Below are 16,196 nucleotides of genomic sequence, written 5' to 3'. Positions count from 1 at the left end.
ATGTTATCTTGTTATTTACTGTTGTGATGTTTATTATGAATTAATTTTCTAACATTTATTAGGGTTCAGGTTCGTCTGTATAAGCTTATCTAAAACCGTTCTGTCTTTTGTATAGTTCTTTAAAGTTTAATTATTTATATTTTTCCCAAAGTCCCGAATATACAATTTCCCGACAGTTATCTATAAATTCAGACATGTTGTCTTCATTCAAATCTTTTGTAGAGATCGGCTCGTGTATTATCAGCTCCAGTTTACATGGGTTCAAGAAATATGTATTTATTTTCATCAGGTCGTAAGGCCCGTTTACGGTTACAGGAACAATCTCCAGATTCATTTCTTTGGCAATAATGAAAGCCCCCCTTTTAAATCGTCCCATCTTGCCTGTTTTTGTGCGTGCACCTTCGGGAAAGATCACCATCGATGATCCTTCTTTCAATTCAGCTTCCGCCTTTACTATCGTATCTTTCATCGATTTGAGGTTGGACTGATCTACAAATACATGCCCTGCAATCTCGGATGCTTTTCCTACAAAAGGAAGTTTACGCAGTTCTTGTTTTTGAACCCACTTTATATTTTGATTCAGATACCCGTAAATCAGGAATATATCGAAAGCTCCTTGGTGGTTTGGTACGAATATATATGATTTGTTTGTATCTAGTTTCCCGTTTCTGACAACATTAATTTTGCACAGAGCAAGCCTGCATGCAAGTTTAGACCAATATTTGGGAGGGTAGTATCCCCAGAAAGTCCTGTTGCCGACCAGACATCCGATCATGACGGTTACGGCCGTGACAATAGTAGCTAAGATGAAGATAGGAGCAAAAATAAATAGCTCATAGAGGAATAGAACAATTTTTTTCATACTCAAAATATTCCGTTTGTAATACAAAAATACATTATTTAATTTGAATACATTTTTCATGATGAGTAGTTAATCCTATTTATTTAAGAATATAAATGCAAAATTCTTGTTATCTTTGATTTAGGAAAGAGGAAAATAACAGATGGATTTTAAATTAACTTCAAATTATAGCCCAACAGGAGACCAGCCGGCTGCGATAGCTGCTTTATCCGAAGGGGTTTTACAAGATATTCCGTTTCAGACATTGTTGGGAGTCACTGGTTCAGGAAAAACATTTACGGTGGCTAATGTTATTCAAAATGTAGACAAGCCCACATTGGTGTTAAGCCATAATAAGACACTTGCCGCCCAGTTGTATAGTGAGTTTAAGACATTTTTCCCCGATAATGCGGTCGAATACTTTGTTTCATATTATGACTATTATCAGCCGGAAGCATATATTCCGTCTACGAATACCTACATCGAGAAAGATTTATCTATCAACGATGAGATAGAAAAGTTGCGACTAGCGACTACAACGTCTCTCTTATCGGGTCGTCGTGATATAATTGTTGTATCTTCTGTGTCTTGCCTCTATGGCATGGGGAATCCCGAAGACTTTGAAAGCTCTACAATTAGTTTAAAGGTGGGGCAGAAAATTGTACGTGATGTTTTTCTAAGATCATTGGTTAGTGCTCTGTATTCACGTAACGAAGTTGATCCCAAAGCCGGCAATTTTCGTGTAAAGGGCGATACAGTGGATGTTTTCCTTGCTTATGGAGATCCTATTGTGAGAGTTGTTTTTTGGGGAGATGAGATAGAGAGTATAGAATGTCTCGATCCACTCACCGGAATAAAAATTGATAGCTATAATGATTTTAGGATTTACCCTGCAAATCTATTCGTAACCACCAAAGACCGTATGGATAGGGCAATTGGGGAAATTGAGATAGATCTGGGACGTCAAGTAGATTTCTTTCAATCGATAGGAAAACCGTTGGAAGCTAAACGGCTTTATGAACGAGTAACTTACGATCTGGAAATGATCCGTGAAGTAGGGCACTGCTCCGGTATAGAGAACTATTCTCGCTATTTTGATAATCGCAAACCCGGTACACGTCCATTCTGCCTCTTGGATTTCTTCCCCGACGATTTTCTTTTAGTCGTTGACGAAAGTCACGTGACGATTCCCCAAATACGGGCTATGTATGGAGGAGACCACTCCCGAAAGGAGAATCTCGTGGAATATGGTTTTCGTCTTCCTGCAGCTTTAGATAACAGGCCATTGAAGTTTGAAGAGTTTGAATCTCTTGTACCACAAACCATTTATGTGAGCGCAACGCCTGCCGATTACGAGCTGTTAAAATCAGAAGGGGTAATTGTGGAACAATTGATTCGTCCCACTGGTCTTTTAGACCCTCCGATTGATGTGCGTCCGAGTTTAAATCAGATTGATGATCTGATGGAAGAAATACAAACGCGTGTTGAGCAGAACGAGCGTACACTTGTAACAACTCTTACAAAACGTATGGCTGAAGAGCTGACAAATTATTTGTCAAACAACGGAATAAGTTGTAGCTACATACATTCCGATGTGGATACTCTCGATCGTATTCAGATTATGGATAGCTTGCGTACGGGAGAATTTGATGTACTTGTAGGTGTCAACCTTCTGCGTGAAGGGCTTGACTTACCCGAAGTTTCGCTTGTTGCAATCTTGGATGCTGATAAAGAAGGTTTTTTACGTTCACATAGGTCTCTCACTCAGACAGTAGGTCGTGCAGCCCGTAATGTAAATGGTAAGGTTATTTTCTATGCGGATAAGATTACGGATAGTATGGCAAAGACTATCAATGAAACCAACCGTCGACGAGAGAAGCAGATGGCGTATAATGAGGAGCATGGTATTGTACCTAAACAAATACAGAAAGCCCGTACGTCCGTGTTCACGCAGCGTAAAGGAGAAGATTCTGCTACTCCTCAGCCATACAATCAAGATAGCATACTTTCTATCGCTTCGGAAGACCAGATGCAGTATATGAGCGCAGAGGAACTGAAGAAAGCTATAGCAAAAGCAAAAAAGCAAATGTCTGCGGCTGCTAAAAAGCTCGAATTTCTTGAAGCTGCCCAATACCGTGATCAGGTGATTAAATTAGAAGATGAATTAAAGAGCAAAGGGAAGTGATCAGCTTCCTTTTTTCTTTTGTATTTCCGCCGCTTAATTATTTCTTTATTCCTCCCGATTTTATCTCATATAACCTCTGAAAAAAATAGAATTTTGTTAAGTTTTTTATTTTCATTAACTTAGCATATGGGGGTGTTGGTAAAGTATAAGATTTGTTATTTATCATGCTTTTGCCTTGTTATTTGTAAAGTTTCTATAAAATATTTGGAAATCTGCACTTTAAATGTTATGTTTATCTATCTCACATAAATATGACAGTTTATCAAAACTACATGTGATGTGATTTTTGGTGAAGTAGAAGAATATTCTGCTTCTTTAAAAATTTGCATTAATCGCACAATTAAATTAAAAAATCAAATAAAATGAGTGTACAACAAACAACTCCTAAAGCAGGGAGAAGAACTGCTATGAAAAGGACTGAAAGACAGACTCCGGAAGATACGTTAAAAAGAATAATAGAAGAACACAAAAAAGATATGGGAGAGACAGTATGGCTGAAAATTGATGACAGAACCCATATCGAAGTGGCTGCCAGTCTGACCGAAGATGAGCGAAACAAAAGAGTAGAAAATTATCTCGAAAATATAGGTCGCAGATAGTAAGAGCGATAAAATATAAAAGATAATTATTTTTCAATAACATTATAAATCAATTGTATATATTATGAAAGTAGCATTAATTGGGGCAACAGGGTTTGTGGGTTCTCAACTATTAGAAGAATTGTTGTCGAGGGATCATGAAGTGACAGCGATTGCACGAAATGCTGATAAAATCACAGTGAAGAATGATAAGCTAACCGCTGTGAGTGTTGATATCAAAGATACAGATGCCCTTACAGAGGTGTTAAGAAACAATCAGATGGTAATATCTGCATATAATGCCGGTTGGGACAATACGAATCTTTATAACGATTATATTGATGGTTATGAATCGATACAAAAAGCGGTTCGTGCAGCAAATATCAGACGCTATTTTGTAGTAGGCAATGCCGGAACTCTATATATAGGAGGAACTCAATTAGTAGATACTGATGATTTCCCCGCTAAAATGAAAGAAGGCGCAAAAGCGTCACGAGATCATTTTGATAAGCTGAGACGGGAAACATATCTGGATTGGGTATACCTTTCTCCACCTACAGAAATGAATGAAAATATAACTACAGGACGAACAGGACGATTCAGAATGGGAAAAGACGAGCCTGTAATGAGAGATGGTACGGCCTCTATTTCTGTTCAGGATTTGGCCATCGTTGTTGCTGATGAGGTTGAAAATAGAAAACACTCTCGCCAGCATTACACTGTAGGATATTAATTATTTCGCATACACAACTATACTATAAATGCAAAACGGGTACAATGTAACATTGACATTGTACCCGTTTTTATTCTATATGACGTTATTTATCTTCTATAAAAGCTTTTAAGAGAGGTCAAGAGAGGTCATGCCTCTTTCTTATCATATTCTTTCTTTTCTTTTTTCTCTAAGGTTTTTTCTCGTTTATCCTCTTTCTCGTATGCTTCAACAATTCGTTGTACCAGTTTATGGCGGACAATATCTCCTTTTTCAAATTCAATATGACCAATGCCTTTCACGTCTTTGAGTACACGTAAAGCATGTTTAAGCCCTGACTGTTGAGAGGGTGGGAGGTCTATTTGAGTAACATCTCCTGTTATGATCATCTTTGCATTCATACCAAGGCGTGTCAGAAACATTTTTATCTGAAGTACAGTTGTGTTCTGCGCTTCGTCAAGAATGATTACTGCATCGCTAAGAGTTCGCCCACGCATAAAGGCTAAAGGTGCAATCTGTATTGTTTTATTTTCAATATAGTCTTTTAGTTTTGCCGGAGCAATCATATCTTCTAGTGCATCATACAAAGGTTGTAGATACGGATCTATTTTTTCTTTCATATCTCCCGGCAGAAATCCAAGCTTTTCTCCGGCTTCAACAGCAGGACGACTCAAGATGATTTTTTTTACCTCTTTGTTTTTCAATGCTTTTACAGCCAAGGCGATTGCCGTATATGTCTTACCCGAGCCCGCAGGACCGATGCCAAATACCATATCATTTTTATAAAAGCTATTTACAAAATTCTGTTGGTTTGGTGTGCGTGCAGAGATAGGCTTGCCGTTTACTCCGTATATAATCAGATTCTCTTGCTTGACAACATTGGGAGAGTTGCCTTTAACGATATCTATAATGTCTTCTTGAGTTAGCTTATTTCGGTCGACAGAGAATTTCTCCAACTCTCTGATCTTTTCTTCGAATAAAGGAACATCTTCTGCATTTCCTGTTACTTTGATAGCGTTTCCCCGTGCAACGATATGTAATTTAGAAAAGAGCGTTTTTATTAATTGTAAATTGGAATTATTTATGCCGAAAAAGACTACAGGGTCTACGTGTTCTAAAATAATTATTTGTTCTATCATTCAGTTTAATTATCAACAAAGTACCATAATGATTTTAACTTGGTTAGTCGGGTTCTATATAATGTAATGGTTCACAAATATAATTATAATCTTCAATATTTTAGGTTTTTCTTAATTTAAACAAAAATGTATTTTAGAAAGCGAATCATTCTTGTTTCAAAGAAAGGTTGAAGCAAAATATTATTGCTGTTATAGAAAACAAAAAATCGTGCAAGTTTTACTTGCACGATTCCTTCATATTTTAATCTTAGTCTTATTTTATATCATTCAATAAGCCAACTTTACCTTCGTTTACCAGTTTGAGGATTAACTCTCCAAACAAAGTGTTTTGCCAAGCAAACCATTCACGAGTAAATTTGTTCGGATCATTTACATTAAATGATTCATGCATAAATCCTGTATTTGCATCGGTATCTATCAGCATTTTTATGCACCATTTTATTTCCTGATCATCCTTGCTTGTAAAGGCTTTCATCATAAGACTCATAGGCCATGCCATGTCGTAACCGATATGCGGTCCTCCGATACCTTCTCCCGCTTTTCCACGGAAGAAATAAGGATTGTCTTCGCTCCACACATATTTGCGTGTGTTTTGGTAGATAGGGTCATTTGCATCTACATCTCCCAAGTATGGCATAGCCAAAAGGCTTGGAACATTTGCATCGTCCATCAATAGGTGATTACCAAAGCCATCAACTTCGAATGCATAGATTTTACCATACTTCGGATGGTTGTAAACGGCATGTTCTTTTAATGCTGTTTCTACTTCCTGAGCAAGATCGCTACACTCCTTAGCCTGAGCATATTTTTTGTTTACCTCGATCAATATTTCAGCTGCTTTTCTGAGAGAAGATACAGCAAAGAAGTTAGATGGTACAAGGAATTGCAGTGTGGTTGCATCATCCGACGGACGGAATGAAGAAACAATCAATCCTACCGGTTTCACCGGAGCACCCAATCCTCCATTGTTTAATGTATCCAATGCTCTGTCTGTTACACGAAGGAAAGAATAAGGACCTACACTGTCTTTGCGTTGTTGTTCTTTAAATGTTTGTAAAACCAGCGTGATTGCTTGTAGCCATTCTTCATCGAAGATGCTTGTATCACCTGTAGTTTTCCAATAGTGATATGCTAAGCGGATAGGATAGCATAGCGAGTCGATTTCCCATTTGCGTTCGTGCAATTCCGGCTTCATCGCTGTACCGTCCGACATCCACTGATGATCGGGGTTCGGATCATACGGATCAAGAAATGCATTTGCATACGGGTCGATGATGATGCACTTAAACTGACGGCGGATAACTCCCGCCAACATCGCTTTTAATTCAGGATCGCTATTTGCTAACTGTACATAAGGCCAAACCTGAGCTCCTGAATCACGTAGCCACATAGCATGGATATCACCTGTATATACGACAGTGTCATCTTTTCCGTTGCTCTTTCTGTGTCTTACAGTTGTGTCAAGTGTATTCGGAAAACAGTTTTCAAACATCCATGCCAGTTTTTGATTTTTCAGCATTTTCTTGATGCGTACTATTTCGCTTTCTACAGCTTTGGATTGGAATAGACGTTTGTCTACCGCAGGACGGTTGCTTTTGTAAGGATCATCCTTTTTGATAGCAGTGTTATCCTGAGATAAAACTGTATTATTTTCTAATTTGATCAAGGAGCTAGCTTCGGCCGACATTGCTGTCATACTGGCTAGGCATAGTCCTATGATTCCTTTTTTTATGTAGTTACTTTTCATAATTAGTACATGTTTCTAAAAAACATTTAATCAATAATCTATTTTCGGGTACCAAATTTAATCAAAAATGAGAAGATAATAATAGTCGGTTTCATCTCTAATAAGGTAGATAGATTTTCTTTTTTGTATAGAAATCTAAACTGACTCATTATCAGATTGTTTTTTCTTAATGCATTTATCTCTCCAAATGCTTTTCTGAGAGGAAATAGCAAGATAGCTTGACGAGAGGCACTATAAAATGAACGAACTACATTTTTGAATAGGAAAGCATTGCATTTGCTTTCACTAATCCCTTTACTTTTCAGAAACTTATGCAATTCTTCAAAAAATGAAATTCTATTTTTGATAGATCGATAAGCGTATACTTTCCCTGTATTGTTAGAATGAAAGACATGATAATATAAAAAGTCGGGAACAAGCCCGATCTTATCTATTTTATCGTATACATTTATGAAAAAAATGCTGTCTTCGGAACAGATATTTCTTGAATCTAAGAAAGATAGTGCATTTTGTTTCAGAAAATCAGCTTTATACAGATGGTTCCATATAACGCACGAAATTTTATCGCTGCATACATTTTCATAAAACCATTCTTTATCCGTTACATTGGTAGAATTATCAGGATATTTATATCCTTCTTCTACATATTCGGATTTCACTTTATAAACACACAGAAAGTTACACCTTACAACATCTAAACGTTCCTCTTCTGCTTTTTGATATAACAACTCATACATATCAGGCTCGCAATAATCGTCGTGATCGAAGAAGCCGATGTATTTTCCTTTGGCTGCTTCTATTCCTTTATTCCTGCTGATTCCTGTATGCAGATTTTCGCTGTTATAAATCAGTACTATTCTTTTATCTTTTGCAGCAAAACCTTCAGCAATATTATTGCTCCCGTCGGTAGGGCAGTCGAGAACCAAAATGATCTCAATCTCTTTCAATGTTTGGCTAACAATCGAAGTCAAACATTTTTCAAGATATTTACCCGCATTATGAACAGGAACAATAATACTGACTTTAGGTTGCTCCATTTCTTATTTTTTCTTTTTTGTATTAACTACTTTATATTCTTTCGAGAATGAATATGGCAAGTCGCTGTCGCTTGTACCTCTGTTTTGGTTGGCAGTAGGAGACATTTTATAGCTGATGTTTGCCCCGCCAAGAAGATCTCCGTGTGTCACGTAGTTCTTTGTATATGGCTGTCCATTTACTGTCATGCTCTCCACATAGCGGTTTGCTTTGCTGTTGTTATCTGCCTTTATCGTTACTTTCTTTCCGTTCTCTAGGTTTAGAGTTACAGATTTGAATAGTGGTGATCCTAAGATATATTCATCCGATCCAGGACATACAGGGTAGAATCCTAATGCAGAGAATACATACCAGGCAGATGTCTGACCGTTATCTTCGTCTCCACAATATCCGTCAGGATTAGGTGTATACAATTTATCCATTACCTCACGTACCCAGTATTGGGCTTTCCATGGTTCGGCTGAATAGTTGTACATATATATCATGTGTTGGATCGGCTGGTTACCATGTGCATAGTTACCCATGTTCATAATCTGCATTTCGCGGATCTCATGAATTACACCTCCGTAATAACTGTCATCAAATAATGGCGGTACATTAAATACCGAGTCCATCATGCGGTTGAAGCCAGCTTTACCGCCCATCAGATCGATCAATCCTTGAGGATCGTGGAATACCGACCATGTGTAGTGCCAGCTGTTACCTTCGGTGAAAGCATCACCCCATTTCAATGGATTGAAAGGAGATTGGAACTTACCGTCTGCATTCTTTCCTCTCATCAACTTATGTTCAGGATCGAAAAGGTTTTTATAGTTCATCGCACGCTTAGCGTAGATTTCGATTTCTTTTTCAGGTTTACCCAGCTTCTTACCGAACTGATAGATACACCAATCGTCGTATGCATATTCGAGTGTACGTGCTGCACTCTCATTGATCTTCACATCGTAAGGTACGTAACCCAGTTTGTTGTAGTGTTCCCAGCCTAAACGTCCGGTAGAACTTACAGTAGGGTGTACAGCGTTTGCTCCGTGAACGACTGCTTGCCACAGCGTTTCAGCATCGTATCCACGAAGTCCTTTCAGGTAAGCATCAGCTACTACAGAAGCTGAATTGTTACCCACCATGCAACCACGGTGACCGGGACTTGCCCATTCCGGTAAGAATCCGCTTTCTTTGTAGGTGTTCACTAATCCTTCTTGCATTTTGGTGTTCATTTCCGGATACATCAAGTTTAGGAATGGGAACAAGCAACGGAAGGTATCCCAGAAGCCTGTGTCTGTAAACATATAGCCCGGAAGAACTTCTCCGTTGTAAGGGCTGTAGTGCACCACCTCGTTCTTTGCATTTATCTCATAGAAAGAACGTGGAAATAATACTGAGCGGTATAAACAAGAATAGAATGTACGAAGATTATCGATGTTATTGTCTTCTACCTGGATACGTCCCAATGTTTTGTCCCATTCTGCACGTCCTTGCGCAGTTACCTGGTCGAATGATTTTCCGTCCAATTCTTTCAGATTTTGTTCTGCTTGTTCAGGGCTGATGAATGAAGAAGCAATGCGGGCATGTACTTTTTCTCCTCTCTTGGTAGAGAAACCGATAATACCACCTGCGTGGCTGTCTTTAACTTCCAGGCTTTTGGTAGAAAGAACCCCTCCGGCAACAGAAGCTGTATATGTAAATGGTTTGTCGAAAACGATTACAAAGTAATTTTTGAAGTTTTCAGGTACACCACCACTGTTACGTGTTGTGTAACCTATAATCTTGTTTTCGGCAGGAATAATTTTTACGTAAGACCCACGGTCGAAAGCATCAACTACAACGTATGAGTTTTGCTCTTCGGGGAATGTAAAACGAAACATAACCGCACGAGATGTAGGAGCCATTTCGGTAACTACATCGTGATCGGCAAGATAAACCGAATAATAGTACGGTTTAGCTATCTCCGCCTTGTGTGAAAACCAACTGGCACGTCTTTCCTGATCAAATACAGGTTTGCCTGTTACCGGCATGATAGAAAATTGACCATAATCGTTGATCCATGGACTTGGCTGGTGTGTTTGTTTGAAGCCGCGAATTTTGTCGGCATCGTAGGTATATGCCCAGCCGTCGCCCATCTTGCCTGTCTGAGGCATCCAGAAATTCATTCCCCAAGGCATCGCGATAGCCGGATAGGTGTTACCCGTAGATAACGAATACTTCGATTGGGTGCCGACTAAAGGACTAACATAGTCGACCGGCTCATAATTCTGAGATTGAATAGTCCCCAGAAAGCCAATTAATGCTAGGAATAGAATTCCTATTTTCTTTTTTTTCATTGTTGATTGAGGTTTTTAAGTTGCTTTTATGATTTTGTGATATTTAGATGTTTTGTTTTGAAACTTGAACTGCATTGTTTAGATAATAACATTTATACTCACTTAGAGAAGCGAGAGAAACTCATGCTAAAAAGGTTGTTGAAGTATATTAAAAATAAACTTGCAGTTAAAATTTCTATTCTCATCGGGCATTGAAAAATAATCATTTCAAAAATACATTAACAAAGGGAATTAGTACTTAGCTTTAAATTAATATTAACAAAAAAGACTATTCGTTCATGTTAATTAACAACTTCGTTTTATCTATCTTTTCTTTCATCGGTAATTCTGCGTTTATCCAATGGATATGTATTCCTCTTTTCTCCATTCCTCTAAACCATGTCATTTGTCTTTTTGCAAACTGGTGGATGGCAATTTCCAATTGCGAATACATATCTTCGTAGCTCAACTGCCCGAGGACATATAGAGTAACATATTTATATTCCAATCCGTAATAAATTAGGTCGTCAGGTTTTACTCCTTGAGAGAGAATATCTTTTATTTCTTCTATCATTCCATCCTCAAGCCGGGCTTTAAGACGTTTTGATATTTTTTTTCGACGTAATTCACGGTCGATATCTACTCCAATTACTAAACTATTGAGGGGAGGAAATTCATTCTGCTCCAACGGGTGAGCCTTTTTGTACTCTTCTATTTCTATTGCTCTTATTGCCCTTTGAGCTGTATCGACATCAGTTTTGTTATGTAACGTTTTATAGCTCTCTAGTATTTCTGTGAGTGCCTGTAAACTATAGTCTGCATATTTTGACCTGAGTTCCTTGTTTTCGGGAACGTTTACCAATGAATATCCTCTAAGTACCGATTCTACATAGAGCCCCGATCCTCCACATAGGATAGGGAGTTTATCCCTATTTTTTATGTCTGTATATACATTATAAAAATCGTGCTGATACTCGAAGATATTATATTTATCGCCGGCTTCACGAATATCAATCAGATGATAAGGTATATTTTTTCCGTTTATTACATAATCTGATAGATCTTTTCCTGTTCCAATATCCATCGAGCGATATACCTGCCGCGAGTCTCCGCTTATGATCTCAGTGTGGAGCGCATGTGCCAGATGGCAGGCAAATGCTGTTTTGCCTGATGCCGTTGGCCCTATAATGGTGATTAGATCATAATTCTTCATAAGTACAAAGTTAGAATGAAATTTATATTTTCACTTATAATAGGATATCTGATTCCTTCTTGTGTCTCAAAAAATGACAAAACTGACAGGTATTTATATTCTGTTTCTCATATAAAAGCTATTTCTATGTAAATAAAAGATAAAAATCCTTATTAAAGTAGGTATTAAGGTTTCTAAACCCGAAAGAAATTTAAGAACTTAGTTATCTTTACACAATTAATTATTTGTACTTCTATAAGATATGAGTGGTAAGTTAAAAAAATCACTTTATATTTGTAGGCTAAAACAAAAAAAGAGACTTTATAAATTAACGAATGAAAGAAGGAAAAAGCTTAGTAAACAATATTGTGGCTGCATGCCAAGAGAAGAAAGCTAAAAATATCGTCATTGTCGATATGACAGAATTACCGGGTACTATTTGTCAATATTTTGTGATTTGCGAAGGAAACACTCCTATACAAGTATCTGCTATATCAGAAGAAATTGTTGATTACCTCAAGAAAAAGAAAAAAGAACGCCCTTTACTGATCGACGGATTACGTGAAAGCCGTTGGGTTGGTATAGATTATGGTACGGTTATTGTTCATGTATTTGTGCCCGAATTGCGTGAGTTTTATAATATCGAACATTTGTGGGCGGATGCAAAACTAGAATCAATCCCTGATATTGATTGAGATAAAGCATATTTAAACAAATCTTATTTACGCTTGTTATAGTTTTGAAAACAAACTAAATCACACATTGTGAGGAAAAAATATGGATAATTATAATAAAGGAGAGAATAGCCCCAAAAAACCAAATCTGAAAGGACCTAAAATTCCATTCAATCTCTATTGGGTATACCTCATTGTATTTGCTGCCATTATAGGTATGTATTTCTTTTCGGATAACACCGTAACGAAAGAAGTTCCCTGGTCTGACTTTCAGGGGTATGTAAAAAATAATAGTGTCAACAAAATAATAGTAGACAGGAAGAACAGTACCTTAAAAGCTTTTGTAAGACCTGACTCTGTAAAGAGCGTGTTTAAAGGCGAAGCCGATAGGGCAGGTACTAATCCGGCTATTATTGTGCGTATTCCTTCGGCAGACAAGTTTGCAGACTTCTATGAAACAGTGAGAGCCGAATATAAATATGATATTGATGTCAGCTACGAAGATAGTACCAACCCTTTAGAAATCCTTGTCGGGTTTTTGCCTGTGATTCTTATCTTCGGTTTGTTTATCTATATGATGCGTCGTATGTCGGGCGGTGGTTCCGGCGGAGGCGGAGGCGTATTCAGTGTTGGAAAATCGAAAGCTCAATTATATGATAAAGGTTCAGACCTTCGTGTTACGTTCAAAGATGTTGCCGGATTGTCTGAAGCTAAAGAAGAAATAGAGGAAATCGTTGAATTCCTAAAAAATCCTTCCCGCTATACCGAAATTGGTGGTAAAATACCAAAAGGAGCGTTACTTGTTGGCCCTCCCGGAACAGGTAAAACATTGCTTGCAAAAGCTGTTGCCGGCGAGGCAGATGTTCCGTTCTTCTCATTGTCAGGTTCTGATTTTGTGGAAATGTTTGTCGGAGTTGGAGCTTCTCGTGTAAGAGACTTATTTAAGCAGGCAAAAGAAAAATCACCTTGTATTATATTTATCGATGAAATAGATGCGATTGGACGTGCTCGTGGTCGTAACCTGAATATGGGTTCGAATGATGAGCGTGAGAATACATTGAATCAGTTGTTGACTGAAATGGATGGTTTTGGTACAAACAGCGGCGTTATTATTCTTGCAGCAACAAACCGTGCTGACATTCTGGATAAAGCCTTACTGCGTGCCGGACGTTTCGACCGTCAGATAACAGTTGACTTACCCGATTTGAACGATCGTAAGGAAATATTTAAAGTACATCTTCGCCCTGTTAAGATTGACGACACGGTTGATGTAGAATTCTTGTCAAGACAGACTCCGGGATTTTCCGGTGCTGATATAGCTAACGTTTGTAACGAAGCTGCACTGATTGCTGCCCGTAAAGGGAAGAAGGTTGTGCAGAAGGAAGATTTCACGAATGCTGTAGACCGTATTATTGGTGGGTTGGAGAAAAAGAATAAGGTAACAACCTTAGATGAACGTAAGACAATCGCAATCCATGAGGCCGGACATGCCACGCTAAGCTGGTTCTTGCAATATGCAAATCCATTGGTAAAGGTTACTATTGTTCCTCGAGGCAAAGCCTTGGGTGCTGCATGGTATCTGCCGGAGGAAAGACAAATTACTACCAAAGAGCAAATGTTGGACGAAATGTGTGCTTTGCTTGGAGGTCGTGCTGCCGAAGAGGTGTTTATTGGTCATATATCGTCGGGTGCTGCTAACGACTTGGAGCGTGTAACGAAGCAGGCTTATGCGATGATTTCATATCTTGGTATGAGCGAAAAGATGCCTAATTTAAGTTATTATGACTCGTCGGGTGAGGCTTACGGCTTTACAAAACCATATAGTGAAGAAACTGCTCTGTTGATAGATACAGAAGTTAGGAATATGATCAGTGAGCAATACGAGCGTGCGAAGAAACTGCTCCTTCAACATGCTGACGGACATGGAAAATTAGCAAACTTATTGATTACAGAAGAAGTTATTTTTGCTGATGATCTGAAGAAAGTATTTGGTGAACGTCAATGGGTTTCTCGTTCGGAAGAATTATACAAAGAAGCCGAAGAGTTGCCTGATAATATAGAAATAGAGATAAAGAAGAACGAAGATGTCCCCGGAATTATTTCGGAAGAGGATCAGTCTGAATAATTCATTGTCTTAATTTATAAATGTTTACAAGTATATCAATTTAAAAATATACTTTAGTCAAAAAAAGGATGTTGGATTTAACAACATCCTTTTTTTTATATTTAGGCCTTAAGGGCATAACTTACACAACTACAAAAACTGACACGATGCATGCAAAATGGACAACACTTGTTATTGCGAGTGTATTTGCAATAATAAGCCGACCATTACTGATTTATTTACCTGAGAATGACGAATTAGCTGAATATCCTCAGTAATAGGGAAACATGATATTCTTATTTTTACTACTTTTGCCTCAAACTAATAAAACTTTATTATTTTGAGATTACCTAACATTGCCGTTCGTATTATTGCCGGAGCCGTATTTGTAGGGCTGTTACTAGGTGGTATCCTTATAAATGAATATACTTTTTGTATTATATTCTCTCTCATAACTGTATTGTCGTTATATGAGTTTTATGGATTGATCGAAAAAGGAGCAAAAGTTCCCCTTACTCGGGTATGGAATGTGCTTGGAGGTTTTTCCCTTTTTATCGGTAGTTTTTATTATTATACAGTCGATGCTTCTGTTGTAACTTTTGTACCTTATTGTATCTACATATTAGTTTTATTTGTTGGTGAATTGTATCTTAAGCGTCCCGACCCTATACGCTCTATAGCATATTCTTTGTTGGGGCAATTTTATATAGCCGTGCCTTTTGCACTCACTAATTATTTGGTTTTTGCCTACACTCCGGGAAGCTATCACTATGTATATGTATTAGCTTTATTGGTGTTTATTTGGGTAAATGATTCATTTGCTTATCTAACAGGGATGGCTTTTGGTAAACATCGTTTATTTGAACGTATATCTCCTAAAAAATCGTGGGAAGGTTTTATCGGAGGAGCTGTAGTTTCTATCGGCTCTTCATTCATTTTTGCTCATTATTATCAAAATCTGTCTACTTTGGGCTGGATAGGATTTGCAGCTATAACAATAATATTCGGAACATGGGGCGACCTTTTCGAATCGCTTATTAAACGCACCTTAGGTATAAAGGATTCGGGTGGAATGATACCCGGACATGGCGGTATCCTCGATCGATTCGATAGCACAATATTGGCTATACCGGCTGTTTTCTTATACCTGATTTTGATTAACTATTCTAAAAGTTGCTTCTAAAAAATATTGATTTCAGATTTTTTGTTGCTAACTTTACTATGCTTTAACTAGTCCTTAAATAAAATGTAATAATATGACAAAGAAAGTATTAGCCATAACTCTAGTTGCTGCGGTCTCAAGTGTTGCGGTATATGCCTATATTCAGAAAAAGAAAAAAGACAGACGTAAAAACCTATCAGTCAACTTTATTTAAAAAGCTGCTTGCTGGCATTGCGAAGTATCATACTAATCCAAGACGAGTGTATTTCTGCAACACAGAAGTGGGGAATGCCTTGCTTCTGTTATAAGACGAAAATTCTGTGTTATCTTTGGGTTGACAAAAAGACAGATGAACCATATATCCTCTTCGTTGAAGGAAAATACCTGAACCATCCCCAACTGGAAGCGGGTAGCAGATCTCGGATGAAAACATTCAGAGTTGATCCAAATCAAGATTTACCTCTTGAGGTAATAAAAGAGCTTTTGAATGACGCTTTGGTGCTTTATACAAGTGGTAAGATAAAGTGAAG

13 protein-coding genes are annotated in these 16,196 nt (G+C 37.8%); 7 read left to right on the top strand and 6 right to left on the bottom strand.

The genetic code is table 11. The annotated features are described in order from the left end of the window. Nucleotides 1-130 precede the first annotated feature (130 nt). Nucleotides 131-862: a lysophospholipid acyltransferase family protein gene (locus BGO84_RS00505; protein WP_291026638.1), complete on the bottom strand. Its 732-nt coding sequence runs from the start codon at nucleotides 860-862 to the stop codon at nucleotides 131-133. A 142-nt stretch (nucleotides 863-1,004) separates the two neighbouring features. Here BGO84_RS00505 and uvrB point away from each other — a divergent pair, with 142 nt between their 5' ends. The 3 genes from uvrB to BGO84_RS00490 all read left to right on the top strand — a co-directional run bounded on the left by uvrB (nucleotide 1,005) and on the right by BGO84_RS00490 (nucleotide 4,337). Further along, complete coding sequence (gene uvrB / locus BGO84_RS00500) at nucleotides 1,005-3,026, top strand: excinuclease ABC subunit UvrB (protein WP_291026635.1); 2,022 nt, start codon at nucleotides 1,005-1,007, stop codon at nucleotides 3,024-3,026. A 362-nt stretch (nucleotides 3,027-3,388) separates the two neighbouring features. Further along, complete coding sequence (locus tag BGO84_RS00495; RefSeq protein WP_291026632.1) at nucleotides 3,389-3,625, top strand: hypothetical protein; 237 nt, start codon at nucleotides 3,389-3,391, stop codon at nucleotides 3,623-3,625. 64 nt (nucleotides 3,626-3,689) lie between these two features. Continuing rightward, nucleotides 3,690-4,337, top strand: coding sequence for an NAD(P)H-binding protein (locus BGO84_RS00490; RefSeq protein WP_291026629.1), 648 nt, complete (start codon nucleotides 3,690-3,692; stop codon nucleotides 4,335-4,337). A gap of 128 nt (nucleotides 4,338-4,465) precedes the next feature. Here BGO84_RS00490 and BGO84_RS00485 read toward each other — a convergent pair whose 3' ends face one another. The 5 genes from BGO84_RS00485 to miaA all read right to left on the bottom strand — a co-directional run bounded on the left by BGO84_RS00485 (nucleotide 4,466) and on the right by miaA (nucleotide 11,747). Beyond that, nucleotides 4,466-5,455 (bottom strand): PhoH family protein, encoded by a 990-nt coding sequence (locus tag BGO84_RS00485; protein WP_291026626.1) that lies wholly within the window; start codon nucleotides 5,453-5,455, stop codon nucleotides 4,466-4,468. Between the two features lie 253 nt (nucleotides 5,456-5,708). Then, nucleotides 5,709-7,202, bottom strand: a complete 1,494-nt coding sequence (locus BGO84_RS00480) for a glycoside hydrolase family 125 protein (RefSeq protein WP_291026623.1) — start codon at nucleotides 7,200-7,202, stop codon at nucleotides 5,709-5,711. Between the two features lie 38 nt (nucleotides 7,203-7,240). After that, nucleotides 7,241-8,239 (bottom strand): glycosyltransferase, encoded by a 999-nt coding sequence (locus tag BGO84_RS00475; RefSeq protein WP_291026620.1) that lies wholly within the window; start codon nucleotides 8,237-8,239, stop codon nucleotides 7,241-7,243. Between the two features lie 3 nt (nucleotides 8,240-8,242). After that, nucleotides 8,243-10,555 (bottom strand): GH92 family glycosyl hydrolase, encoded by a 2,313-nt coding sequence (locus BGO84_RS00470; protein WP_291026617.1) that lies wholly within the window; start codon nucleotides 10,553-10,555, stop codon nucleotides 8,243-8,245. Between the two features lie 268 nt (nucleotides 10,556-10,823). Continuing rightward, complete coding sequence (gene miaA, locus BGO84_RS00465; RefSeq protein WP_291026615.1) at nucleotides 10,824-11,747, bottom strand: tRNA (adenosine(37)-N6)-dimethylallyltransferase MiaA; 924 nt, start codon at nucleotides 11,745-11,747, stop codon at nucleotides 10,824-10,826. Nucleotides 11,748-12,061: 314 nt separating this feature from the next. Here miaA and rsfS point away from each other — a divergent pair, with 314 nt between their 5' ends. The 4 genes from rsfS (at nucleotide 12,062) to BGO84_RS00445 (ending at nucleotide 16,194) form a co-directional block, all read left to right on the top strand. Further along, nucleotides 12,062-12,421, top strand: a complete 360-nt coding sequence (rsfS, locus tag BGO84_RS00460) for a ribosome silencing factor (RefSeq protein ID WP_135105411.1) — start codon at nucleotides 12,062-12,064, stop codon at nucleotides 12,419-12,421. Between the two features lie 82 nt (nucleotides 12,422-12,503). Then, on the top strand, nucleotides 12,504-14,525 hold the full coding sequence (gene ftsH / locus BGO84_RS00455) for an ATP-dependent zinc metalloprotease FtsH (protein ID WP_135105412.1): 2,022 nt from the start codon (nucleotides 12,504-12,506) through the stop codon (nucleotides 14,523-14,525). A 319-nt stretch (nucleotides 14,526-14,844) separates the two neighbouring features. Next, nucleotides 14,845-15,687, top strand: a complete 843-nt coding sequence (locus BGO84_RS00450) for a phosphatidate cytidylyltransferase (protein ID WP_291026612.1) — start codon at nucleotides 14,845-14,847, stop codon at nucleotides 15,685-15,687. A 174-nt stretch (nucleotides 15,688-15,861) separates the two neighbouring features. Continuing rightward, complete coding sequence (locus tag BGO84_RS00445) at nucleotides 15,862-16,194, top strand: DUF1801 domain-containing protein (RefSeq protein ID WP_291026827.1); 333 nt, start codon at nucleotides 15,862-15,864, stop codon at nucleotides 16,192-16,194. Nucleotides 16,195-16,196: the final 2 nt, after the last annotated feature.

This window comes from Dysgonomonas sp. 37-18 (genome assembly GCF_001899125.1).
GTDB lineage: Bacteria > Bacteroidota > Bacteroidia > Bacteroidales > Dysgonomonadaceae > Dysgonomonas.
Note: the sequence above shows the minus strand (reverse complement) of the source record. Positions and strands in the feature narration are given on the sequence as shown.

Excerpts from the sequence above, each read along its gene's own strand:
- BGO84_RS00490 (WP_291026629.1), top strand. The coding sequence starts at position 3,690 with ATGAAAGTAGCATTAATTGGGGCAACAGGGTTTGTGGGTTCTCAACTA.
- BGO84_RS00505 (WP_291026638.1), bottom strand. The coding sequence starts at position 862 with ATGAAAAAAATTGTTCTATTCCTCTATGAGCTATTTATTTTTGCTCCT.
- BGO84_RS00480 (WP_291026623.1), bottom strand. The coding sequence starts at position 7,202 with ATGAAAAGTAACTACATAAAAAAAGGAATCATAGGACTATGCCTAGCC.
- BGO84_RS00470 (WP_291026617.1), bottom strand. The coding sequence starts at position 10,555 with ATGAAAAAAAAGAAAATAGGAATTCTATTCCTAGCATTAATTGGCTTT.
- BGO84_RS00475 (WP_291026620.1), bottom strand. The coding sequence starts at position 8,239 with ATGGAGCAACCTAAAGTCAGTATTATTGTTCCTGTTCATAATGCGGGT.
- rsfS (WP_135105411.1), top strand. The coding sequence starts at position 12,062 with ATGAAAGAAGGAAAAAGCTTAGTAAACAATATTGTGGCTGCATGCCAA.
- miaA (WP_291026615.1), bottom strand. The coding sequence starts at position 11,747 with ATGAAGAATTATGATCTAATCACCATTATAGGGCCAACGGCATCAGGC.
- uvrB (WP_291026635.1), top strand. The coding sequence starts at position 1,005 with ATGGATTTTAAATTAACTTCAAATTATAGCCCAACAGGAGACCAGCCG.
- BGO84_RS00485 (WP_291026626.1), bottom strand. The coding sequence starts at position 5,455 with ATGATAGAACAAATAATTATTTTAGAACACGTAGACCCTGTAGTCTTT.
- BGO84_RS00495 (WP_291026632.1), top strand. The coding sequence starts at position 3,389 with ATGAGTGTACAACAAACAACTCCTAAAGCAGGGAGAAGAACTGCTATG.
- ftsH (WP_135105412.1), top strand. The coding sequence starts at position 12,504 with ATGGATAATTATAATAAAGGAGAGAATAGCCCCAAAAAACCAAATCTG.